This window comes from Ensifer soli (genome assembly GCF_041928815.1).
GTDB lineage: Bacteria > Pseudomonadota > Alphaproteobacteria > Rhizobiales > Rhizobiaceae > JBHFEI01.
This window is the reverse complement of record NZ_JBHFEI010000008.1, coordinates 130,924-152,133: the sequence shown is the minus strand read 5'-3', so window position 1 is coordinate 152,133 and position 21,210 is coordinate 130,924. Positions and strand designations below refer to the sequence as shown.

Genomic DNA, 21,210 nt, shown 5'->3' with positions numbered 1-21,210 from the left:
CTCCTCCCGGTGGAGCCGCTGGCATTACGGCGGTGTCGAGATCAACGAAAGGATACCCATGGCCAAGGAAGCCGCACGCGTCCGCCGTCGCGAACGCAAGAACATCTCCTCGGGCGTCGCCCACGTCAATTCGTCGTTCAACAACACGATGATCACCATCACCGACGCGCAGGGCAATGCGATCGCCTGGTCGTCGGCCGGTTCGAAGGGCTTTAAGGGCTCGCGCAAGTCGACCCCCTTCGCCGCGCAGATCGCCGCCGAGGACGCCGCCAAGAAGGCGCAGGAACACGGCATGAAGTCGCTGGAAGTCGAAGTCTGCGGTCCGGGTTCGGGCCGCGAATCGGCACTGCGCGCCCTGCAGGCCGCCGGTTTCCTCATCACCTCGATCCGCGACGTCACGCCGATCCCGCACAATGGTTGCCGCCCGCGCAAGAAGCGCCGCGTCTGATACCCGCATACGGACCGGCCGGGCTTGAGGGGGATCTCCGGCCGCCCGGCACGTCAAGGCTCGGTTGCCACGAGTGGATGGTGGCAACGAACGGAAGGCAAGACAGATGATCCAGAAAAACTGGCAGGAACTCATCAAGCCGAACAAGGTGGATTTCACCTCGTCCGGCCGCACGAAGGTCAGCCTCGTCGCCGAGCCGCTGGAACGCGGCTTCGGCCTCACGCTCGGCAATGCGCTGAGGCGCGTGCTGCTGTCGTCGCTGCGTGGCGCCGCGGTCACCGCGGTGCAGATCGATGGCGTGCTGCATGAATTCTCCTCGATCCCGGGCGTCCGCGAGGACGTGACCGACATCGTGCTCAACATCAAGGAAATCGCCATCAAGATGGATGGCGACGATGCCAAGCGCATGGTCGTGCGCAAGCAGGGTCCGGGGACCGTTACCGCCGGCGACATCCAGACGGTCGGCGACATCGAGATCCTCAACCCCAACCATGTGATTTGCACGCTGGACGACGGCGCGGAGATCCGCATGGAGTTCACGGTCAACAACGGCAAGGGCTATGTGCCTGCCGACCGCAACCGCTCGGAAGACGCGCCGATCGGCCTCATCCCGGTCGACAGCCTGTATTCGCCGGTCAAGAAAGTCTCCTACAAGGTGGAAAACACCCGTGAAGGACAGGTTCTCGACTACGACAAGCTGTCGATGACGATCGAGACCGACGGTTCCGTCACCGGCGAGGACGCCGTCGCGTTCGCCGCCCGCATCCTGCAGGACCAGCTCTCGGTCTTCGTCAACTTCGACGAGCCGCAGAAGGAAACCGAGGAGGAAGCGGTCACCGAGCTCGCCTTCAACCCGGCGCTGCTCAAGAAGGTGGACGAGCTGGAATTGTCGGTGCGTTCGGCGAACTGCCTGAAGAACGACAACATCGTCTATATCGGCGATCTCATCCAGAAGACCGAAGCCGAAATGCTGCGCACGCCGAACTTCGGCCGCAAGTCGCTGAACGAGATCAAGGAAGTGCTCGCTTCCATGGGCCTGCATCTCGGCATGGAAGTGCCTGCCTGGCCGCCGGAAAACATCGAAGACCTCGCCAAGCGCTACGAAGACCAGTACTGAGCCGGTCCGACCAAGAAGAACGAAGGCAGGGTTCGCTGCCTTTCCCCGTCAAACAGCAGGCCTTGCCTGTATGTGCCAGGAAAACGGCAGGCCGAGCCTGCGAAGTAGGAGAAACGTAAATGCGTCACCGCAAAGCCGGCCGCAAGCTGGGCATGACCGCCAGCCACCGCAAGGCCATGTTCGCCAATATGGCCGCCTCGCTCATCGAGCACGAGCAGATCGTTACGACCCTGCCGAAGGCCAAGGAAATCCGTCCGATCGTCGAGAAGCTCGTCACCCTCGGCAAGCGCGGCGACCTGCATGCCCGCCGTCAGGCGATCTCGCAGATCCGCGACGTCGCCGTCGTCTCGAAGCTGTTTGACGCGATCGCCACGCGCTATGCCAGCCGCAACGGCGGCTACCTGCGCATCATGAAGGCTGGCTTCCGCCACGGCGACAACGCCGCCATGGCCGTCATCGAGTTCGTCGACCGCGACACCTCCGCCAAGGGCGCGAAGGATCTGGCCCGCGTCGCCGCCGAGGCCGAGGCTGCCGAAGCCGCGTAAGGTTTCTGGCCGCGACACCTATCGGGAAAGGCCGGCAGTGCGATGTGCCGGCCTTTTTCTTTGCCGTCTGTCTCTGTGCGTTCGGAGGTCTGCAAGCGATGCTGATTCGTGACGCCGCGCCGGCGGATGCCCGGTTGCTTCTACAGCTCCTGCGCCAGATCGCCGACAGTTCGGAAGGCCTAGCCCATGGCCCGCAGACGCCCGATGGCGAATTGCACGCGATGCTGGACCAGTGCCGCACCTTCGTCGTCGAGGAGGAGGGACGGGTGGTCGGCCTCAATGCCGTCCGCGTCCTCGACCTCGCCGATCGCCTGCCCGGCATGCAGCACCGCAGGATGGCCTTCATCGTGGCCTTCGGCGTCGACCGGGCCGAACGGCGCAGGGGCTACGGCGCCGCGCTCTTCCGCCACATGCGCGAGTGGCTTCGCGACAAGGGCGTGACGCTCCTCAGCCTGAACGTCGCGGCGTCCAATCAAACAGCGCAGGCCTTCTACCGCCGCATGGGGCTTGAGGCGCGGTCGGTGCAGATGGAGCAGGTCCTTTCCTGAAAGACGTCCGGTACAATCCCGATCCCCCGACATGCGGCCTGTTTTCGCGCGTGTTGCATGGGTTGACACCGAGGCGACGTGGCACCGGCTGAACATTCTCCAAAGCGTGTGGCGGTCTTTCCTCGCTCATGCGGTTTAAGTGTTGTTTCACGTCTGTCTTTTCGTAATGAAGCCACATGCTTCAGCGATTTCCTCGCGGTATTTCGGCATCTCCTTGACGATCGAAATCACGTGCATTCGGAGAGTGCTGATCCGGATCGACGTGCAAAAGTTTTGCTCTCATTTCGGAATCCATGGCAAACGCCCTGCGGATTGCCTCGCGAGATCGACGCGCGGCGCGTTCCGCACGCAGGCGTATCTGACGGATGGTCTCCGGGCTCCGCGCGGCAAGCCGTGCGGCCTCGCGCTGGCGCTCCAGCGGCAGCGGACCGATGGCGGTCAATACGATCTCGCGATGCTCGGATGTGTCGGCTAAAATGAAGTATGACGTACAGTGCTGCTGCACGACGTCCGCCATTGCGACATCGATGTCTTCTTCCGATGGCACCGTCAGTCCCAGGATAACCCGCTGGGACGTAGTCCAGCGGGAGGGCGGGCCGTCGCTGTGCAAATTCCAGAGCGCAGTCCAGCGGGAACGGTCAGGGCCGCCATGCAAGGTTTCCAGGGTGCGAAGCCCGAGGATGGCTCCCCCTTCTGGCGACCGCCTCGTGTAGGACATGATTTCGGCTCTCAAGATGACGGTCGCCTTGCGGAGGCGCGTATAGTCCGGGGTCTGGCTGATGGTGCAAGCCCCTGCGGAACCGACGGGCGAGACTGTCATGGCGGCTGTCGTCAGCATCAGAGCTAGAATATCTGCTGCCCGCCTTACGGTCGTCCTACCGAGTGGCGGCCTCCGGCTGCGATAGATGTCCATATCGCCCCCTCTTGCGTTTCGGCAGATAGGGCTTTGTCAGGCGATATCCGAGCAGAAGAATGACCAGCGCGATATAGACGAGCTGTTCGGCGCCGATCACCTTCACCGATAGGGCGAAATGGACGACGCCGGCGATGGCGATCGCATAGATCAACCGGTGCAGTCGTACCCAATTGCGCCCGAGCCGCCGGATCGAGCGGTTGTTGGAGGTGATCGCGAGCGGCAGCAGCATCAGGAAGCCGGCCATGCCGATGGTGATGAAGGGGCGCTGCAGGATGTCGACGAGGATCGTGCCGACGTTCAGATACTGGTCGAGCAGCAGATAGGCCGCGAGATGCATCAGCACGTACCAGAAGGCCAGCAGGCCGAGCGCGCGGCGATAACGCACCCAGTTGATGCCGGCGAGATCGCGCAAGGGGGTGATGGCCAACGTCGCGATCAAGAAGCGCAAGCCCCAGAGACCGAGCAGATGCTCGAACTCCTTGACGGGATTGCCGGGCAGTTGGCCGGTCGCGCCGAGATAGAAGCCCCAGGCGGCCGGCAGCAGCCCCACGGCATAGAGCAGCCAGACCGATGCCGCATGATAGCGCCGGGGCAAAGCGGGCAGGGGCGGCATCAGTAATTCGCCTTCAGGTCCATGCCGGCATAAAGGCTCGCCACTTCGTCGGCATAGCCGTTGAACATCAGCGTGTCGCGCCGGTTGGCGCCGAAGAAGCCGCCGCCGCCGACGCGGTTTTCCGTGGCCTGGCTCCAGCGCGGATGATCGACGGTCGGGTTGACATTGGCGTAGAAGCCGTATTCTCCGGCATTGGCGATGTTCCAGCTCGTCGGCGGCTGCGTCTCCGTCAGCGAGATGCGGACGATCGATTTGATGCCCTTGAAACCGTATTTCCACGGAACGACGAGGCGGATCGGCGCGCCGTTCTGGTTCGGCAGCGTTTCCCCGTAAAGCCCGGTCGCAAGGATGGTCAGCGGGTGCATCGCCTCGTCGAGGCGTAGGCCCTCGACATAGGGCCAGGCGAGCGCCTGGAAGAACCCCTTCTGCCCCGGCATTTCCTCGGGGCGGACCACCGTTTCGAAGGCGACGTATTTGGCGCTGCCAAGCGGCTCGACCTCCCTGAGGAGGGCGGCGAGCGGAAAGCCGACCCAGGGAATGACCATCGACCAGGCCTCGACGCAGCGCATGCGGTAGATCCGCTCCTCCATCAGCATGCGCGCCATGAGATCGGCAATGTCGAAGGTTTTCGGCTTGGCCGCGAGGCCGTCGACCGTGATCGACCACGGGGTCGGCTTGAAGGCGCCGGAATTGGCGGCCGGATCGCCCTTGCCCGTGCCGAACTCGTAGAAATTGTTGTAGGCGATGACGTCGTCCTTCGGCGTCGGCGTCTCGTCGGCGCCGAACTCCGTCTTCTTTGCCGGGATCGGTGCGGCTGCGACAGGCGCGATGCCGGACGCCGCCAGTCCGCCGGCTGCCGCGAGCGCCAAGAGCTCCCGCCGCCGCAGATAGGTGTCGCGCGGGGTGATCTCGGAGGAGAGGACTTTCGGAATGCGGATGAGAGACATGGTCTTGGCTCCGGAACGAACCGCCACGGGATACCGGCGGCGTATCAGCAGGAAGAGATATATTGTCCTGCCGGAATTCAACGGCCCGCGCGAACCACGTTTTCGTGTTCTGCGCGCGACGACGAACGGACCGGAGGACGGGGATCGGTCATCTCCACATACGTCCCGAGGGGCGCAAAAGTTACAGGCGGGATCGAAATTTTGTCCCCTGCGCGCAAGCCGTTGAATAAAGCCGCGCTGCGCGCCGTTTCACCCCAGAATAGCCGGTTGACGGAGGCTTGAGAGCAGGCCAGTCTCCGGTCCGGCAGGGCGTGTGGGGAGCGTGGAGAAGGTGGGCGCATTCATCGTCTGGACGCTGGTGGTGCTGGCGGGGCTTCTGGCCGTTCCCGCGGTCAGCCACACCAACGCGGAAACGACCGTCTCGCTGATGGCCTCGTCCATGGCCTTCGTCGCGATGGCGCTCGCGCAGTGTCTGGCGGTCCGGCCTGCCTATGTCGAGCGTCTGTTCGGCGGGCTCGACCGGATGTACCGCCTGCACCGGCGGCTCGGTATCGCCATCCTCGTGCTCATCCTCGTCCATTATGTCGTCACGCCGGATTTTCGCGGGCTGGCGCTGACCGGCGGTCTGAATGAGATCGCGCGGCTCCTTGGCGAATACGCCTTCTACGGTTTCGTCGTTCTTCTGCTGCTGAGCCTCGTCAAGGCGGTCCCGCGCACGAGGATCGAGTTTCCCTACCACCTCTGGCGGTTCACCCACCGCTTCATCGGCCTCCTGTTCGTCCTGGTCGCCTTCCACCAGATGTTCATCAAGCGGCCCTATGACGGCACCGCGCTGATCGCGGCCTATCTCAATATCTTCGCCCTCGTCGGCATCGCGGCCTATGCCTATACCCAGCTCCTGCCCTGGCTCAGGACCCGCGCCTACGAGGTCTCTTCCGTCGAGCGTCACGACGGCGCGACGATCGTTTCGGCCCGTCCCGTCCGGGGAGCGCTGAAGGCCCGTCCCGGCCAGTTCGGCTTCTTCCGCGTCAACAAGCCGGGCTTGCGCGAGCCGCATCCCTTCACCATCGCCGGCCTCGATCCGGACGGCACGGTGCGCTTCGCCATCAAGCCGCTCGGCGACTACACCAAGGCGCTGCGCGACGGGGTTGCGGCCGGCGACCGGCTGACGCTCGAAGGCGGCTACGGCCATTTCAACCACAGGCGCGGCGGCAGGAAGCAGATCTGGCTTGCCGGCGGCATCGGCGTCACGCCCTTCCTCGCGATGGCCGAACGGCTGAAGGGCGACGAGGGGCAGGAGATCCAGCTCGTCTATTGCGTGCGCGATCCGGCCGAGGCGATCGGTCTCGAGACGTTCGAGGCGCAGGCGGAAAAGCTCGCCAATTTCGATTTTGCCCTCCATGCGACGTCCAGGGACGGCCGTCTCGATGCGGAGACGCTCGCGGGGCTGTCGAAGGTCGACCCGAACGGTGCCGATCTCTGGTTCTGCGGCCCGCCGGCGCTGCGCAAGGCGATCGTCGCCGGGCTGCGCCGGCTCGGCAAGCCGCCGGGGCGCGTCGAGTTCGAGGCGTTCGAGTTCCGGTAACCCCGGGAACAGGCGGCGGCCTTGGGATGGTGTATTCACCCGTGACGGGAACTTTGACGGGAAGGGACAGGGGCGATGGCACATTCGGGAAGAGGGCGGACGAAGATGGCGACGACGTTCGGACGCCGCGCGGGCCTCGTGGCTCTGGGCCTGATCGGCCTTTCGGTCTGTCCCGCCGGGGCGGGGGCCCGGGACGCCTTCAGCGATGACGCCTACGCCACCTATTCGGCCAATGTCGAAAACGGCAGGTACATGTTCAACGCCGCCGGCTGCGGCGCCTGCCACGGCTCGGGCGACAACACCGAGCTTCTCTCCGGCGGCATGGAGATGCAGACGGCGATCGGCACCTTCTTCGCCCCAAACATTTCGCCCGATGCGAACGGCATCGCCGGCTGGAGCAACGCGCAATTCCTGAACGCGGTGATGATCGGGCTCAACCGCGACGGCGACCATCTCTACCCGGTTATGCCCTATACGTCCTATGGCGGCATGAAGCCGGAGGACGTGCTCGACATCAAGGCCTATATCGAGACGTTGCCCGCCTCGGACGCGCCGCGCAAGGACCATGAGATCGCCTTTCCCTTCAGCCGCCAGACGACGATCACGCTCTGGAAGCGCAGCCATTTCCAGGTTCCTGCCTACCAACCGCGCGCGGAGACGCAACTGGAGCGCGGACGCTATCTCGTCGAAAATGTCGGCGGCTGCGGCGACTGCCACACGCCGCGCACCACCACCTACGGCCTCGATCTCGACCATGCCTATGAGGGCGAGAAGGGCCTGACGGGCGCCGTCGCCCCCGATATCAGCACGCCGGTGATGGCCGCGCTCGCATCGCCCGAGGTGTTCACCACCGGACTGATCGACGAGGGCAAGAAACTCTCCGGCGCGCCGATCAGCGATCCGGTGATGCGGCGCATCGCCAAAGGCCTGTCGGCGCTGACCGAGAGGGACCGTACCGCGATCTATGCCTTCCTCGCCGATCGCGAGGTGAAGGCGCCGGAACCCGTGGCGCAATCCGTGACCGCCGTCTGCAAGGAGACGACGCCGGAGGCCTCCCTTGCCGGCGACAATGCCGGTCTCGCCCAGCAGGCGGACGCCTTCATCGGCAAATATTGCCGCAACTGCCACGGCCCGGGCGAAAGCTCCGAAGGCTCCTATCCGGCCGGCGACCTCGCCTCGATCGCGAAGAACCCCGCCTTCGTGACGCCGGGGGATGCGTCGAAATCGCGGCTCTTCACCTCGGTCACCAGCGGCCGCATGCCGCTCGGCAAGCGTCCGGACGCCGCCGAGGTCAAGGCGCTCGAGGACTGGATCAACGGGCTGAAGGACCAGCCGGCGCCGCAGACGCTCGCATCGTCCGGCCCACAGCGCGCCCGCCCGATTCTCTCCTATCGCAGCTTCGTCGAGGCGGCGCTGAAGGACATTTCCGCCGTCAAGCCGGCCGACCGCGCCTTCATGCGCTATTTCTCCTATCGCAGCCAGTATAACGGCATGATGGGCTGCGAGGACGACAAGACCTTCATGAAGCGGGTCGACGTGCTCGCCGGAGGCTTCAAGAAGCTCCTCAACTCGCTGTCCTACGGGCCGGAACTGGTGCTTCCGGCGGCGGTGGACGGCACCAACGGCCTGCTCGTGCGTGTCGATTTGCGCGACCTGCAATGGACGAACGCCGATTACGACTTCCTGATCGGTGAATATTTCTACGGCTTCGATCCGGCCGGCGACGGTTCGCTGCAGGCCTTGAGCAGGGAGACCGCGACGGAGCTGCCGATCATGCGCGTCGACTGGTTCATGGCGAACGGCGCCAAGCCGAAATTCTACAACAAGCTGATGAGGCTGCCGACCGAGATCAGCGAACTGGAAAAGCGCTTCCAGGTCAATGTCGACGAGAATATCCGCCGCCGCAAGGTCGTGCGCGCCGGCTTTGCCGACGGCTCGTCGGGCGTTTCCGATCACAACCGCATGCTGGAGCGGCACGACATGCCCTTCGGCGGCTATTACTGGAAGTCCTACGATTTCGCCGGCGACCTCGGCCACCAGGTGCTGAAGCGTTTCCCCCACGGCCCGAAGGAGATCGCACCGCTCGAGGCGGGGCTGGTGCCCTTCGAGCATGACGGCGGCGAAATGATCTTCTCGCTGCCGAACGGCCTGCAGGGCTACTATCTCTCGACGGCGGCGGGCAAGCAGCTCGATGTCGGCCCGACGGCGATCGTCTCCTTCCGCAAGCGGCCGATCGGCAAGGGTGTCGAGATCGTCAATGCGCGCTCCTGCTTCGACTGCCATGCGAACGGCATCCTATCGAAGCGCGACCAGCTGCGCGAGCATATCCAGACCTCGACGCTCTTCACCAAGGACCAGCAGGACGTGCTGCTCGACATGTACGTGCCGCAGGACAAGCTCGACGAATTCTACAACAAGGACCGCGAGCGTTTCGTTGCCGCCCTGCAGAAGCTCGGCATTACCGAGCCGACGCCGGACGGTCTCGCCCAGAGCATGCCGGCGCCCGGCAATGCCGAGCTCGTCACCTACGGCTCGGACAAGTACGAGGACGAACTCGACTTCGAGGCCCTCGCCGCGGAATTCGACATGACGCCGCCGGAATTCTCGCAGGCGATCCGCAGGGTCACTGACACCGACGTGCTGCGGCTCGGCCTCGACTGGGTGACGACGCTGGAGGCGGGCGCCACCATCCCGCGCGCGGAAGTTGAGGAGCAATATGCGCTGCTGCTGCCGCACCTCATGCAGGTGAAGCCGCTCGACCGCGCGCCCTTCCTCGCCGCGCAGCAGCCCCAGGCCGGCAGCGCGGAAACGGCCGCGGCCGGCGGTGAGGCGACGCCGGCAGTGACACCCGCAAGCGTGGCCGAGGCGATGCCCGCCTATCGCAAGGAGGAGAGCGGCACGCTGAAGCTCGCTCTCCATGTCGCCTCGACGACGGCGAAGGTCGGCGATCTCCTGTCTTTCGAGCTTTCCACCGACAGGGCCTGCGAGTTGCAGGTGCTCTATGTCGAGGAGGGCGGCAAGGTCGAGATCATCCCCGACGTGATGATCGGCAACACCACGCTTCAGCCCGGCGAACGGCGGCTGATCCCGCAGACGGACACTGGCACGCTGACCTTCGATACGCCCGCACCGGCCGAGACGATGATCGCCTTCTGCCGCGCCGGCGGACTCGGCGACCAGAAGCTGACGGAGGAGACGGCGCGCGCGCTCGTCGCCAATTCCCGCCAGCCGGTGACGCGCGGCCTCGCGATCAAGCTCGCCGACCGGGCCGAGCAGGACAAGGGCGCGAGCGGCCTGCAGATGGTGACCTTCGAGATCAAGGCGGAGTAGGGTCGTGGCGACAAGGGCAACCGGAATGCTCGGACTGGCGCTCTTCGCAGCGATGCTATCGCTTCTTGCCGCAGCCGGGCCGGCGCTCGCCGCCTGCCCGGCGCTGGACGAAGCGGCCGCCGCCGTCAATGCGGGGGACGAGGTGGCGGCCCGCGCCGCGACGTCGAAGAGTGCGGGATGCAGCGCCGAGGACCAGGCGCTGGTGCGCCGCGTCGCGGGGCTCGCCGCCTTCAACCGCATCGTCGCCGGCGTCGCAGACGGCCGGCCGCTCGCGTCCTTCGAGACGGAACTCTCCGGCCTCCGTACGGATTACGGCGCGCCCTGGCAGGTGCTCGACGCGCTGGCCGATATCGCGCGCGCGCGCAAGGACTATGCGGCCGCCGCGCGGCTCTACCAGTCGGCGCTCGAAGATGCCGGCAACGAGACGCTGACGCCGGACTGGATGGCGCCGCCGCCGGACTATCTCGTGCGCCTCGACAGGCTCGCGACGGAGATGCGTCTCGCCGCGCCGCAGCCGGTCCAGCTCGCCATGCGCGGCGGCTGCAGGATCACCTATCGCGGCATCGCCATCCGCAAGAAGACGACGCCGGTGCGCTACGTTTTCGGCACGGCCGACTTCACCCCCGAAGGGCTCGAATCGGCGAGGAACCTGTCGGAATGCCTGAAATCGGTGCAGCCGAGCGCGATCACGCTGACCGGCCATACCGATCCGATCGGCTCCACTGCCGACAACCAGCGTCTCTCCGAACACAGGGCGGAGGCGCTCGCCGCCTATCTGGTCGCCGAGGGGTATCGGGGCCGGGTGACGACGGCGGGGCGCGGCGAGGACGAGCCCTTCGTCCCTGACGATGCGTCCGCCTATGACGAGGAAACGCTGAACCAGATGCACCGCCGCGTCGATGTCGATGTGGAGAAGTGAGACGATGCTTCGCCGCCTGCTCCTCTGCCTCGGCCTCGCGATGATGGCGGTGCTGCCGGCCAAGGCCGCGACCTTCGCGCTTGTCGTCGGCATCGACGACTACCCCCACGACCTGAGGCTTGACGGAGCGGCCGAGGATGCGCGCGATGTCGCCACCGCCTTGCGCACCATGGGGGTGGACGACATCATCACGCTGACGGACGGCGAGGCGACCAAGGACGCGATCCGCACCGCCTGGATCGGCATGGTCGGCCGGTCGCTGGCCGGCGACACGCTGATCTTCCATTATGCCGGCCACGGCGCGCAGATGCCCGAACTCGTGCCGGGCGACGAGCTGGACGGGCTCGACGAATTCCTCCAGCTTCCGGGCTTCGACCGCTCGCGCGCCGCCGAAACCAGCCGCGAGATCATCGTCGACAACGAGCTGAACGCTTGGTTCTCGGAGGCCGACGCGAAGGGCGTGCAGGTTCTCTTCGTCTCCGACAGTTGCCATTCCGGCGGTATGAGCCGGTCGTTTTCCGGCAAGTCGCGGCTGGCTCCGGCAGTCACGATCAAGCTGCCGGCGCCGTCTGCCGAGGCGGTTTCGGGTGCGACGGTCAAGGAAAGCGGCTTCCGCCAGGTCACGGTGCTGGCGGCCTCGCTCGAAAGCCAGCAGACGCCGGAAGTCGTCATCGACGGCAAGCCGCGCGGCGCGCTGAGCTGGAGCTTCGCCCGCGCCGTCGAGGGTGCCGCCGACCGGGACGGCGACGGACGTATCTCGCGCATCGAGCTCGAAGACTATGTCTTCGCCACGGTGAAGAGCCAGTCGGAAGCCCTGCAGGTGCCGAATTTCACGCCCGCCGTGCCGCGCTCCCAGGGCGAAGTGGTGGTGAGCCTGGCGCAGGCCGGCGAAAGCGGCGGCGGGGTTTCGGGAGAGGGCGCGGCCAGCGTCTCGTTCCGCCAGCGGCCCGTCGCGGATGCCGGCTGGAGCCGGCAGCTGGCGCTGACGATCGAAGGGTCGCAGACGGTGCCGGAGCGTGTCGGGGGCAGCGGCGTTCCCTATCGTTGGGATGCCGTCACCGAGGTTGTCTACACGCCGAACGGCGATGTCGCCGCCGAACATGTCGGCCCCGCGGAGATCCAGGAGGTCGTCGACAAGTTCATCCTGCTCGATTTCCTCAAGGTGATGGCGAGCAACAATCCCGGCGCCGTGTCGCTGTCGCCGGAGCAGGACATCTATGCCTCGGGAACGCGGCTCGCCTTCGACGCGCCGGCGACCGCCTACAAGGGCACGCTGGTCTTCAATCTCGCCAACACCGGCGAGGTGCAGCTTCTCGACCTGCAGGATGGCGGCAAGGGCTTCAGCCTGTCGCATCTCGAGGTGACGAAACCGTTCGGCGCCGATCATCTCGTCGTTCTCTCGACCAACGAACCGCTTGATGCCATCGGCGCGGCGATGGGGAAAGGCGTGATCAGCCCCGCCGCTCTGCTCGACCTGTTGCTGGCGCGTCTCGACGGCACCGACACGATGGTGGCGATCCAGCCGCTCTATACGCGGGAGCGGCTCTGATGAGGGCGATCCGCATGCTTCTCCTGGCGGTTGCCTGCCTTGCCGCCGGTGCCGCGGGCGCCGCCGACCGGGCGCTGCTGATCGGCATCGGCCGCTACCAGAACCTGCCGCCGGAGATGACGCTGCACGGGCCGAAGAACGACGTTCCGGCGATCCGCGACCTGCTGACGGGGACGCTCGGCTTCGCGCCCGACGCGATTCGCGTGCTGATGGATGAACAGGCGACGCGGGCCGCGATGATCGGCGGCATCGAGGACTGGCTGATCGACGGGACGAAAGCGGGCGACCGCGTCTTCCTGTTCTTCTCCGGCCACGGCCTGCAGGTCAAGGACCGGAACGGCGACGAGCCGGACGGGCTCGACGAGGCGATCTCGACCTATGACATCGAGGCGGTCGACGGCGAATGGGCGAATGTCGTGCTCGACGACGATCTCGACGGGCTGATCGCGCGCATGGCCGGACGGCAGGTGACGATCGTCGTCGACGCCTGCCATTCGGGAACGATCTCGCGCTCGCTGTCGCCGCTTGCCGCCACGGGTGAGGCGGGCGCGCGTTTCCTGCCGCGACCCACGGCGGAGGCGGGCGCACGGCCGAAGACGCGCGGCATCCGCATCGATGTCGGCGTGGTCGACAGGCCGGAACAGGCGCGGATCTCCGGCGTCACCACCTGGAGCGCCGCGGCCCCTTACCAGGTCGCCTGGGACGATACGCGCCTGCCGGAGGAGCATCGACAGGGCGTCTTCACCGCCGCCTTCGTCGCCGGCCATACGCAGGGCGACGGCAATGGCAACGGACAGGTGAGCAATTCCGAACTTCTGACCTACGTGAAGACGGAATCCTCGGCCTATTGTGCCCTTGAAAAGAGCTGCCAGTCGCTCGACCCTCAGCTCGACATCGTCGAGACGGCGCTCGGTGCCGATGTCTCGAAGCCGGAAGAGCAGGTCGCCGTCGCGCCGCCGATCGAGGTGATCGGTGACATTCTTGGCACGGTCGACACGGGCGACGTCGCGCTCGCGCTCGACCGCGACCCTGCGATGAAGGCCGGCGACATCTTCCGCATTTCCGTCACCAGCCGTGACGGTGGGGGTCTGGTGCTGCTCGACGTCGCCGAGGACGGCACGGCGACGCAGATCTTTCCGAACGAATTCGCGCGCAAGATCACGCCGCTTTCGCCCGGCCGCATGCTGACCCTTCCCGACGACGACTACGGCTTCGATTTCGAAGCGTCGGGGAAAGGCCGCAACATGCTGGTCGCGCTGGTCGTCGCCGATCCGCTCGATCTCGAAAGGCTGGCGCCCGCGTCCCAGGGCATCACCACGACCCTCGACGCGACAAGGACGATCAGCGCGATCGTCGGCGATCTCGGCAAGGTCTGGACGCGGGACGCGGAAAACCGGGCGATCCGCTGGTCGGTCGCAACGCTTGCCTACACGGTCGAATAGAACGTTTCCGGAAAAACGGGATGGCCGGACATGCCACATCGTTTTTTTGCCGGCGCTTTCCGGCGCCGAGACGATCCCGATGCCGCTGGAACTGCGCCGTGATTCTTCTCCTCCCGCCTCTCCAATAAGAAGCGCGCCCGGCTGAGGAGCGGACGAGGGCAGTCTTCGAGATGCGCCTTGCAAAAATGCGTCGCGGCTTTGCCAAAAAACATGGAGAAAACAAAGAGACGAACGTGTCGCGACGCCGGGTCGCGACATGCCGCAGGCGGGCGTTTGCGATGTCCCTGTCAGTGCAGGATCTGGCTGAGGAACAGCCGGGTGCGCTCGTGCTGGGGATTGTCGAAGAAGTTGATCGGGTCGTTCTGCTCGACGATCTGGCCCTGGTCCATGAAGATGACGCGGTTGGCGACCTGCCGGGCGAAACCCATTTCGTGGGTGACGCAGAGCATGGTCATGCCTTCCTCGGCAAGGCTTACCATCGTGTCGAGCACCTCCTTGACCATTTCCGGGTCGAGCGCCGAGGTCGGCTCGTCGAAGAGCATGATCTTCGGCTTCATGCAGAGCGAGCGGGCGATCGCCACGCGCTGCTGCTGGCCGCCGGAGAGCTGGCCCGGATATTTGTTCGCCTGTTCGGGGATCTTGACGCGCTTCAGATAGTGCATTGCGATCTCCTCGGCATCCTTCTTCGGCATCTTGCGCACCCAGATCGGCGCGAGCGTGCAGTTCTCCAGGATGGTCAGGTGCGGGAAGAGGTTGAAGTGCTGGAACACCATTCCGACCTCGCGGCGCACCTCGTCGATCTTCTTGAGGTCGTTGGTGAGCTCGATGCCGTCGACGATGATCTGGCCCTTCTGGTGCTCCTCCAGCCGGTTGATGCAGCGGATCATCGTCGATTTGCCGGATCCGGAAGGGCCGGCGATGACGATGCGCTCGCCGCGCATCACCTTGAGATTGACGTCGCGGAGCACGTGGAAATCGCCGTACCACTTGTTCATGCCGATGATCTCGACCGCCACGTCCGTGGAGGAGACCTGCATCTTCGGGCTTGCGCTTGTTGTTGCCATTGTTGTTTCCCCTGAGGATTAGCGTTTGTGGCCCTTGTCGAGGCGGCGCTCGATGAAGAGGGAGTAGCGGGACATGCCGAAGCAGAACAGCCAGAAGACGAAGCCGGCGAAGATGAGGCCTGTCAGCGGCGTCACCGGCGAGATCCAGTTGGAGTCGCCGAAGCTCGCCTTGACGATGCCGAGCAGGTCGTACATCGAGATGATCGAGACGAGCGACGTGTCCTTGAACATGCCGATGAAGGTGTTGACGATGCCCGGGATGACGAGCTTGATCGCCTGCGGCATGATGACGAAGGTCATCTTCTGGAAGTAGTTGAGGCCGAGCGAATCGGCACCCTCATACTGGCCCTTGGGGATCGCCTGCAACCCGCCGCGGATGACCTCCGCCATGTAGGCCGAGGCGAAGATCGACACGCCGACGAGCGCCCGCAGGAACTTGTCGATCGTGCTGCCCGGTTCCATGAACAGCGGCAGGAGCACACTGGCCATGAAGAGGACGGTGATCAGCGGCACGCCGCGCACAAGCTCGATGAAGGCGATGCAGAGCGTCTTGACGATCGGCATCTTCGAGCGGCGCCCGAGCGCCAGAAGGATCCCGACCGGCAGCGACACGGTGATGCCGACGAAGGAGATGATCAGCGTCACCATCAGCCCGCCCCAGAGCGAGGTCTCGACATGGCGCAGGCCGAGCATGCCGCCGAGCAGCAGCACATAGGCGACGATCGGCAGGGCGACGAGCAGCAGCAGCGCGTTCAGTCCCTTGCGCGGCACCGACGGCATCAGCATCGGGATGAGCAGGGCGACGAAGAGGATGGCGACGAGATACGGCCGCCAGACCTCGTTGCGCGGATAGGAGCCGATCATGAACTGCTGGAACTTGTCGCCGACATAGGCCCAGCAGGCGCCGCTCCAGCCGTCCGGCTTCGTGCCGCCCTGCACCAGCGTGGCGCAGGCGGTGCGGTCCGTGCCGGTCCAGGCCGCCTGGATGAACAGCCAGTCGATCGCGTGGTAGAGGAACCAGACGATCGCCAGTCCGGCGACGATGGTGAGCACGCTGTCGGTCACGCTGGCGAACAGGTTCTTGCGGGCCCAGCCGACGGCGGTGGAATCCCCAAGCGGCGCGGCGCTCGGCGCGATGAAGTCCTGGCGGACGAAGGTGATATCCTGGGCCATCTCAGCGCTCCACCAGTGCCATCTTGGCGTTGAACCAGTTCATGAACAGCGACGTCACCAGGCTGATCGAGACGTAGAGCATCATCCAGATGGCGATGATCTCGATCGAATGGCCGGTCTGGTTGAGGATCGTGCCGCCGACCGCGACCATGTCGGCATAGCCGACCGCGACCGCGAGCGAGGAGTTCTTGATCAGGTTGAGATATTGCGAGGTCAGCGGCGGGATGATGATCCGGAGCGCCTGCGGCAGCACGACGAGCCGCGTCGTCAGGCCAGGGCGGACGCCGAGCGCGTGCGCGGCTTCTGACTGCCCCTTCGACACGCCCTTGATCCCGGCGCGGACGATCTCGGCGATAAAGGAGGCGGTGTAGAAGGACAACGCCAGGTAGAGCGACAGGAATTCCGGGCCGATCACCGCTCCGCCGGTCATGTTGAAGCGGCCGAGCACCGGCACGTCGAAGGAGAGCGGCGCGCCGATCGCGAGGAAGACGAGAACGGGCAAGGCGAGGATCAGGCCGAGCGACACCCAGAGGATCGGGTACTGCTTGCCGGTCGCCATCTGCTGGCGGCGCGCCCAGACCGAAAAGGCGATCGCGCCGAGAATGCCGAGGACGAACACGATGGCGACCAGTCCGCTGCCCTCGCCGAAGACCGGCTTCGGCATGTAGAAGCCGCGATTGCTGAGGAACACCGACAGGGGAAGCTCAACCGCCTCGCGGATGTTCGGCAGCAGCGACAGGACGCCGAGATACCAGAAGAAGATGACGAGCAGCGGCGGCAGGTTGCGGAACACCTCGACATAGACGGTGCAGAGCCGCGCGATCAGCCAGTTGCTCGACATGCGGCCGATGCCGACGAGAAGGCCGAGGATCGTCGCGGTGACGATGCCGATGACGGCGACGACCAGCGTGTTGATCAGGCCGACCTGGAGCGCCCTGAGATAGGAGGAGTCGCTCGTATAGGCGATCAGGCTCTGGGCGATGTCGAAGCCGGCCCGACCGTTCAGGAAGTCGAAGCCGGTGGTCAGGTTGGCGCGGGCGAGGTTCTCGGACGCATTGGTCCACACCTGGTAGACCAGCCAGAGGATGATGAGGATCGTCACCGCCTGGAAGGCGTAGGAGCGAAACTCCGGATTGTAGAGCAAGGATTGCGACGGCCGGTCGTTGCCGGCCCGCTTGCGGTCGTCCACTGCCATGTTTTTCCCCATTTTTTCGGCCGCCCTTTTGTCCGGGCGTTCCGGTCGAGGGGGCGGGCGGGCCCGCCCCCGGAATGCGTGCCGTGCCCGCTTAGCGGATCGGCGGGGCGTATTGCAGGCCGCCCTTGGTCCACAGCGCGTTGAGGCCGCGGTCGATCTTCAGCGAGCTGCCCTGGCCGACATTGCGCTCGAAGGATTCACCGTAATTGCCGACCTGCTTGACGATCTGCACGGCCCAGTCCTTCGGCAGGCCGAGATCGGCGCCGATCGTCGATTCGGCTTCCTCGCCGAGGAAGCGCTTGATGTCCGGGTTCTCCGACGCCTTCATCTCCTCGACATTTGCCGAGGTGATGCCGAATTCCTCGGCCGTCACCATGGCGTAATGCGCATAGGAGACGACGTCGAACCACTTGGAATCGCCCTGGCGCACGGCGGGCCCGAGCGGCTCCTTCGAGATGATCTCGGGCAGGATGACGTGGTCGGCCGGATTGGCGAGCGACAGGCGGATCGAGTAGAGGCCGGACTGGTCGGTGGTGTAGACGTCGCAGCGGCCGGCATTGTAGGCCGCGTCGACCTCTTCCTGCTTCTCGAAGACCACCGGCTTGTATTCGAGCTTGTTGGCCTTGAAATAGTCGGCGAGGTTGAGCTCGGTCGTCGTGCCGGTCTGGACGCAGACGGCGGCGCCGGACAGCTCGAGCGCCGAGGAGACGCCGAGTTCCTTGCGGGTCATGAAGCCCTGGCCGTCATAATAGTTGACCGCGCGGAAATCGAAGCCGAGCTGCGAATCGCGGCTCGCAGTCCAGGTCGTGTTGCGGGCGAGCACGTCGATCTCGCCGGACTGCAGCGCCGGGAAGCGGTCCTTTGCCGAAAGGGGCGTGTACTTCACCTTCGTCGCGTCCCCGAAGACGGCGGCGGCGACCGCGCGGCACAGGTCCACGTCGAGACCGGACCAGTTGCCCGAGGAATCCTGCGCGCCGAAGCCCGCCAGGTTCGAGCCGTTCACGCCGCACTGCACGAAACCCTTCGCCTTGACGTCGTCGAGCGTCGCCCCCGAGGCTGCCTGGGCGCCGAGGCCCAGCACAGCGGCGCCGGCCAGAACTGTCAGAATTTTTTTCGCCATTTTCCCAACCTTTTTCTGTTGTCTTTGTATTGTGTCACGTTCGCCTTGTGACTTTGAGGGCGGTGTACCGGCCCATCACCTCCCGGCGCGCGTGAAACCTATCACATGCGCAAATTGGCCGAGGGTCAAGCCGTGCTGCCGAAATTCTGTGCCATCTGTGGGAAATCGATATAATTGACATTTCTTTGGGCGGAATAAGGGGATTCGGGCATTCCCTTGCGTAAAAAACCGACAGTTTTCCCTTCGGCCCGCATCGTCCTCTTCCTTCTTTTGTCTTGACCCCGGCGGCGCGCCCGTCGAAAAGTCCGGCCTCATATTCGGATCTGAAGAGGCAAGACATGGCGAAGTCCCCGGAAACTCTGGACGAGGCGGGCGTCAATACGCGGCTCGCCCATATCGGCAACCGTCCAGGCGACTATCACGGCTTCGTCAATCCGCCGGTGGTCCATGCCTCGACGGTGCTCTTTCCCGATGCAGGCACGATGGAGCGCCGGGCGCAGAAATACACCTACGGCACCCGCGGCACGCCGACGACCGATGCGCTCTGCGAGGCGATCGACGCGCTGGAGGGCTCCGCCGGCACGATCCTCGTGCCGACGGGGCTCGCCGCCGTCACCGTGCCCTTCCTGGGCTTCCTCTCGGCCGGCGACCACGCCCTGATCGTCGATTCCGTCTATGCACCGACCCGCCATTTCTGCGACACGATGCTTTCGCGCCTCGGCGTGGACGTCGAATACTACGATCCGGGCATCGGCGCCGGCATCGCCGCGCGGATGCGGCCGAACACCCGGCTGGTCCACACCGAGGCGCCGGGCTCGAACACCTTCGAGATGCAGGACATCGGCGCGATCTCGACCGTCGCCCACGCCCATGGCGCCGTGGTGGCGATGGACAATACCTGGGCGACGCCGCTCTATTTCCGCCCCCTCGACCATGGCGTCGACCTGTCGATCCACGCCGCGACCAAATACCCCTCCGGCCATTCGGACATCCTGATGGGAACGGTCTCGGCCAATGCCGCCTGCCTCGGCCGGCTGAAGGAGGCGGCGATCACGCTCGGCATCTGCGGCGCGCCCGACGACAGCTACCAGATCCTGCGCGGCCTGCGCACCATGGGCCTCCGGCTGGAACGGCATCAGGCGGCGGCGCTCGAACTGGCGACATGGCTTTCGCAGCGCGACGAAGTGGCGCGCGTCCTCCACCCGGCGCTGCCGGATTTCCCCGGGCACGATCTCTGGAAGCGCGACTTCAAGGGCGCGAGCGGCATCTTCTCCTTTGTGCTCAAGGTCGACACGCAGGCCGCCTTCAAGCGCAAGGCCCATGCCTTCCTCGATGCGCTGAGGATCTTCGGGCTCGGCTATTCCTGGGGTGGCTACGAGAGCCTTGCCGTCCACGTCAACCTCTCCGACCGCACGATCGCCAAGGCGCCGTCGGAGGGACCGGTGCTCCGGCTGCAGATCGGCCTCGAGGACGTCCCGGACCTGAAGCGTGACCTTGAGGCAGGCTTCGCGGCTGCCGCGGGGGTCTGAGCGCCCGCCTCAGTCGCGGGCGCGGTAGCCGTAAAGCCAGTCGAAGCCGGAGGCGAGCCGCTCGGGCCCGCGCAGCGACAGGACGATGTCGCGGCCAAGGCGCACGGGGCCGCGCGCGTGATAGGCGAAGCGGTTGAAGTCGCCGCGCGCCCGCACGCGGCGGATGCGCGGCCGGCGGTGCGCCTCGAACGCGGCGAGGGCCGGGGCGACCGCGTCGCCGCGGGAGACGAAGGTCGCGAGCTCGAACGCGTCCTCGATCGCCATCGCCGCCCCTTGCGCGGCGAACGGCATCATCGCATGGGCGGCATCGCCGATCAGCACGGTGGCATTGCCATCCTGCCACCGGCCTTCGCCGATGCCGTGCAGCAGCCAGACGCCGATCTCGTTTTCCGGCCGGTCGAGGAGGGACCGCAGCGACGGATGCCAGCTGGAAAAAGCCGCGCGCAGGGTCGCTCTGCCGGCCGCATCGTCTCCGTCCGCTGGCGCCGCGGTGATCGCGACGATGTTGAAGCCGCGGGCGCCGCCCATCGGATAGCTGACGAGATGGGCGCCCGGCCCGAGGAAGGCCGCGACATTGCTGCGGTCGAGCACCTCCGGTGCCTCGGCCGGCGGCACGACGAGACGCCAGGCGGCGACACCGGCCGGCTTCATCAGCCCTGCCTGCGGGACATGGCGGCGAAGCGTCGAGCGAAGGCCGTCGGCGCCGACGACGAGCGCCGGTGCGTCGCCGGTGACCGTCGCGATTTCGCGTGCCGGATCGGAGGCGCCGATCGCGCAGCCGGTGACGAGGCGGCAGGAGGGGCTGGCGCGCACAGCGTCGAGAAGGGCGGAGTGCAGGGCCGCGCGCGACAGCGCCGCATAGGGCGCCCCCCATCTGTCCCGGGCGAAGGCGCCGGTCGAAACGGCCGCGACGGGCTTCAGCGTCGCGCCGTCGCAAAGGCGAATCGTCTCGGGCTCCAGCCAGTCCCGCGCCAGCACTGGAAGGAGGCCGAGCCGGTCGAGGATGTGCGTCGCATTGGGCGACAGTTGCAGCCCCGCGCCCGTTTCGCTCAACTGGGCGGCCTTCTCGATGACGACGACACGCCAGCCCTTGCGCGCCAGCGACAGGGCCGCCGTCAGGCCGGCAATGCCGGCGCCGACGATTGCCGCATGCCGCATCCGCTCGCTCAC

General features: G+C 65.8%; 18 protein-coding genes. 10 read left to right on the top strand and 8 right to left on the bottom strand.

Going from position 1 to position 21,210, the window contains the following annotated elements; genetic code table 11:
* Positions 1–58 precede the first annotated feature (58 nt).
* From rpsK to ACEVQ6_RS13855, 4 genes are all read left to right on the top strand, one after another.
* Entirely contained in the window at positions 59–448 is a 390-nt protein-coding gene (gene rpsK / locus ACEVQ6_RS13870) for a 30S ribosomal protein S11 (RefSeq protein ID WP_374889587.1), read from the top strand.
* Between the two features lie 106 nt (positions 449–554).
* Positions 555–1,565 (top strand): DNA-directed RNA polymerase subunit alpha, encoded by a 1,011-nt coding sequence (locus ACEVQ6_RS13865; protein ID WP_374889586.1) that lies wholly within the window; start codon positions 555–557, stop codon positions 1,563–1,565.
* A 119-nt stretch (positions 1,566–1,684) separates the two neighbouring features.
* Entirely contained in the window at positions 1,685–2,110 is a 426-nt protein-coding gene (rplQ, locus tag ACEVQ6_RS13860) for a 50S ribosomal protein L17 (protein WP_374889585.1), read from the top strand.
* A 98-nt stretch (positions 2,111–2,208) separates the two neighbouring features.
* Positions 2,209–2,658: a GNAT family N-acetyltransferase gene (locus ACEVQ6_RS13855; protein WP_374889584.1), complete on the top strand. Its 450-nt coding sequence runs from the start codon at positions 2,209–2,211 to the stop codon at positions 2,656–2,658.
* Between the two features lie 181 nt (positions 2,659–2,839).
* Here ACEVQ6_RS13855 and ACEVQ6_RS13850 read toward each other — a convergent pair whose 3' ends face one another.
* Genes ACEVQ6_RS13850 through msrP form a run of 3 tightly spaced genes read right to left on the bottom strand, consistent with a single transcriptional unit; the run spans position 2,840 to position 5,134 of the window.
* The gene (locus tag ACEVQ6_RS13850; protein WP_374889583.1) at positions 2,840–3,496 is read right to left on the bottom strand and encodes a hypothetical protein; all 657 of its coding nucleotides are present in this window, start codon (positions 3,494–3,496) and stop codon (positions 2,840–2,842) included.
* 37 nt (positions 3,497–3,533) lie between these two features.
* Positions 3,534–4,187 (bottom strand): protein-methionine-sulfoxide reductase heme-binding subunit MsrQ, encoded by a 654-nt coding sequence (gene msrQ / locus ACEVQ6_RS13845; RefSeq protein WP_374889582.1) that lies wholly within the window; start codon positions 4,185–4,187, stop codon positions 3,534–3,536.
* A complete protein-coding gene (msrP, locus tag ACEVQ6_RS13840) occupies positions 4,187–5,134 on the bottom strand; it encodes a protein-methionine-sulfoxide reductase catalytic subunit MsrP (protein WP_374889581.1) in 948 nt (315 codons plus the stop codon). The genes msrQ and msrP overlap by 1 nt, the downstream gene beginning before the upstream one ends.
* Before the next feature lie 331 nt (positions 5,135–5,465).
* Here msrP and ACEVQ6_RS13835 point away from each other — a divergent pair, with 331 nt between their 5' ends.
* The 5 genes from ACEVQ6_RS13835 (at position 5,466) to ACEVQ6_RS13815 (ending at position 13,959) form a co-directional block, all read left to right on the top strand.
* Entirely contained in the window at positions 5,466–6,719 is a 1,254-nt protein-coding gene (locus tag ACEVQ6_RS13835) for a ferredoxin reductase family protein (protein ID WP_374889580.1), read from the top strand.
* A 105-nt stretch (positions 6,720–6,824) separates the two neighbouring features.
* A complete protein-coding gene (locus ACEVQ6_RS13830; RefSeq protein ID WP_374889579.1) occupies positions 6,825–10,049 on the top strand; it encodes a c-type cytochrome in 3,225 nt (1,074 codons plus the stop codon).
* A gap of 4 nt (positions 10,050–10,053) precedes the next feature.
* On the top strand, positions 10,054–10,968 hold the full coding sequence (locus ACEVQ6_RS13825; RefSeq protein ID WP_374889578.1) for an OmpA family protein: 915 nt from the start codon (positions 10,054–10,056) through the stop codon (positions 10,966–10,968).
* 4 nt (positions 10,969–10,972) lie between these two features.
* Positions 10,973–12,517, top strand: coding sequence for a caspase family protein (locus tag ACEVQ6_RS13820; protein ID WP_374889577.1), 1,545 nt, complete (start codon positions 10,973–10,975; stop codon positions 12,515–12,517).
* Positions 12,517–13,959, top strand: a complete 1,443-nt coding sequence (locus tag ACEVQ6_RS13815) for a caspase family protein (RefSeq protein ID WP_374889576.1) — start codon at positions 12,517–12,519, stop codon at positions 13,957–13,959. The genes ACEVQ6_RS13820 and ACEVQ6_RS13815 overlap by 1 nt, the downstream gene beginning before the upstream one ends.
* Positions 13,960–14,246: 287 nt before the next feature.
* Here the strand turns inward: ACEVQ6_RS13815 and ACEVQ6_RS13810 are convergent, their stop codons facing one another.
* The 4 genes from ACEVQ6_RS13810 to ACEVQ6_RS13795 all read right to left on the bottom strand — a co-directional run bounded on the left by ACEVQ6_RS13810 (position 14,247) and on the right by ACEVQ6_RS13795 (position 18,511).
* Positions 14,247–15,023 carry an amino acid ABC transporter ATP-binding protein gene (locus tag ACEVQ6_RS13810; protein ID WP_374889575.1) on the bottom strand — a complete coding sequence of 259 codons (777 nt, stop codon included), beginning with the start codon at positions 15,021–15,023 and terminating at the stop codon, positions 14,247–14,249.
* Between the two features lie 18 nt (positions 15,024–15,041).
* Entirely contained in the window at positions 15,042–16,196 is a 1,155-nt protein-coding gene (locus ACEVQ6_RS13805; protein ID WP_374889574.1) for an amino acid ABC transporter permease, read from the bottom strand.
* A gap of 1 nt (position 16,197) precedes the next feature.
* Complete coding sequence (locus tag ACEVQ6_RS13800; RefSeq protein WP_374889573.1) at positions 16,198–17,391, bottom strand: amino acid ABC transporter permease; 1,194 nt, start codon at positions 17,389–17,391, stop codon at positions 16,198–16,200.
* Positions 17,392–17,482: 91 nt separating this feature from the next.
* The gene (locus tag ACEVQ6_RS13795; RefSeq protein ID WP_374889572.1) at positions 17,483–18,511 is read right to left on the bottom strand and encodes an amino acid ABC transporter substrate-binding protein; all 1,029 of its coding nucleotides are present in this window, start codon (positions 18,509–18,511) and stop codon (positions 17,483–17,485) included.
* 338 nt (positions 18,512–18,849) lie between these two features.
* On the opposite strand from ACEVQ6_RS13795, the gene ACEVQ6_RS13790 reads away from it, so the two are divergent.
* Positions 18,850–20,040, top strand: coding sequence for a cystathionine beta-lyase (locus ACEVQ6_RS13790; protein ID WP_374889571.1), 1,191 nt, complete (start codon positions 18,850–18,852; stop codon positions 20,038–20,040).
* A 9-nt stretch (positions 20,041–20,049) separates the two neighbouring features.
* Here the strand turns inward: ACEVQ6_RS13790 and ACEVQ6_RS13785 are convergent, their stop codons facing one another.
* Positions 20,050–21,198, bottom strand: a complete 1,149-nt coding sequence (locus ACEVQ6_RS13785) for an FAD-dependent oxidoreductase (RefSeq protein WP_374889570.1) — start codon at positions 21,196–21,198, stop codon at positions 20,050–20,052.
* Positions 21,199–21,210: the final 12 nt, after the last annotated feature.

Excerpts from the sequence above, each read along its gene's own strand:
- rpsK (WP_374889587.1), top strand. The coding sequence starts at position 59 with ATGGCCAAGGAAGCCGCACGCGTCCGCCGTCGCGAACGCAAGAACATC.
- ACEVQ6_RS13865 (WP_374889586.1), top strand. The coding sequence starts at position 555 with ATGATCCAGAAAAACTGGCAGGAACTCATCAAGCCGAACAAGGTGGAT.
- rplQ (WP_374889585.1), top strand. The coding sequence starts at position 1,685 with ATGCGTCACCGCAAAGCCGGCCGCAAGCTGGGCATGACCGCCAGCCAC.
- ACEVQ6_RS13855 (WP_374889584.1), top strand. The coding sequence starts at position 2,209 with ATGCTGATTCGTGACGCCGCGCCGGCGGATGCCCGGTTGCTTCTACAG.
- ACEVQ6_RS13850 (WP_374889583.1), bottom strand. The coding sequence starts at position 3,496 with ATGCTGACGACAGCCGCCATGACAGTCTCGCCCGTCGGTTCCGCAGGG.
- msrQ (WP_374889582.1), bottom strand. The coding sequence starts at position 4,187 with ATGCCGCCCCTGCCCGCTTTGCCCCGGCGCTATCATGCGGCATCGGTC.
- msrP (WP_374889581.1), bottom strand. The coding sequence starts at position 5,134 with ATGTCTCTCATCCGCATTCCGAAAGTCCTCTCCTCCGAGATCACCCCG.
- ACEVQ6_RS13830 (WP_374889579.1), top strand. The coding sequence starts at position 6,825 with ATGGCGACGACGTTCGGACGCCGCGCGGGCCTCGTGGCTCTGGGCCTG.
- ACEVQ6_RS13820 (WP_374889577.1), top strand. The coding sequence starts at position 10,973 with ATGCTTCGCCGCCTGCTCCTCTGCCTCGGCCTCGCGATGATGGCGGTG.
- ACEVQ6_RS13815 (WP_374889576.1), top strand. The coding sequence starts at position 12,517 with ATGAGGGCGATCCGCATGCTTCTCCTGGCGGTTGCCTGCCTTGCCGCC.
- ACEVQ6_RS13810 (WP_374889575.1), bottom strand. The coding sequence starts at position 15,023 with ATGGCAACAACAAGCGCAAGCCCGAAGATGCAGGTCTCCTCCACGGAC.
- ACEVQ6_RS13805 (WP_374889574.1), bottom strand. The coding sequence starts at position 16,196 with ATGGCCCAGGATATCACCTTCGTCCGCCAGGACTTCATCGCGCCGAGC.
- ACEVQ6_RS13800 (WP_374889573.1), bottom strand. The coding sequence starts at position 17,391 with ATGGCAGTGGACGACCGCAAGCGGGCCGGCAACGACCGGCCGTCGCAA.
- ACEVQ6_RS13795 (WP_374889572.1), bottom strand. The coding sequence starts at position 18,511 with ATGGCGAAAAAAATTCTGACAGTTCTGGCCGGCGCCGCTGTGCTGGGC.
- ACEVQ6_RS13790 (WP_374889571.1), top strand. The coding sequence starts at position 18,850 with ATGGCGAAGTCCCCGGAAACTCTGGACGAGGCGGGCGTCAATACGCGG.
- ACEVQ6_RS13785 (WP_374889570.1), bottom strand. The coding sequence starts at position 21,198 with ATGCGGCATGCGGCAATCGTCGGCGCCGGCATTGCCGGCCTGACGGCG.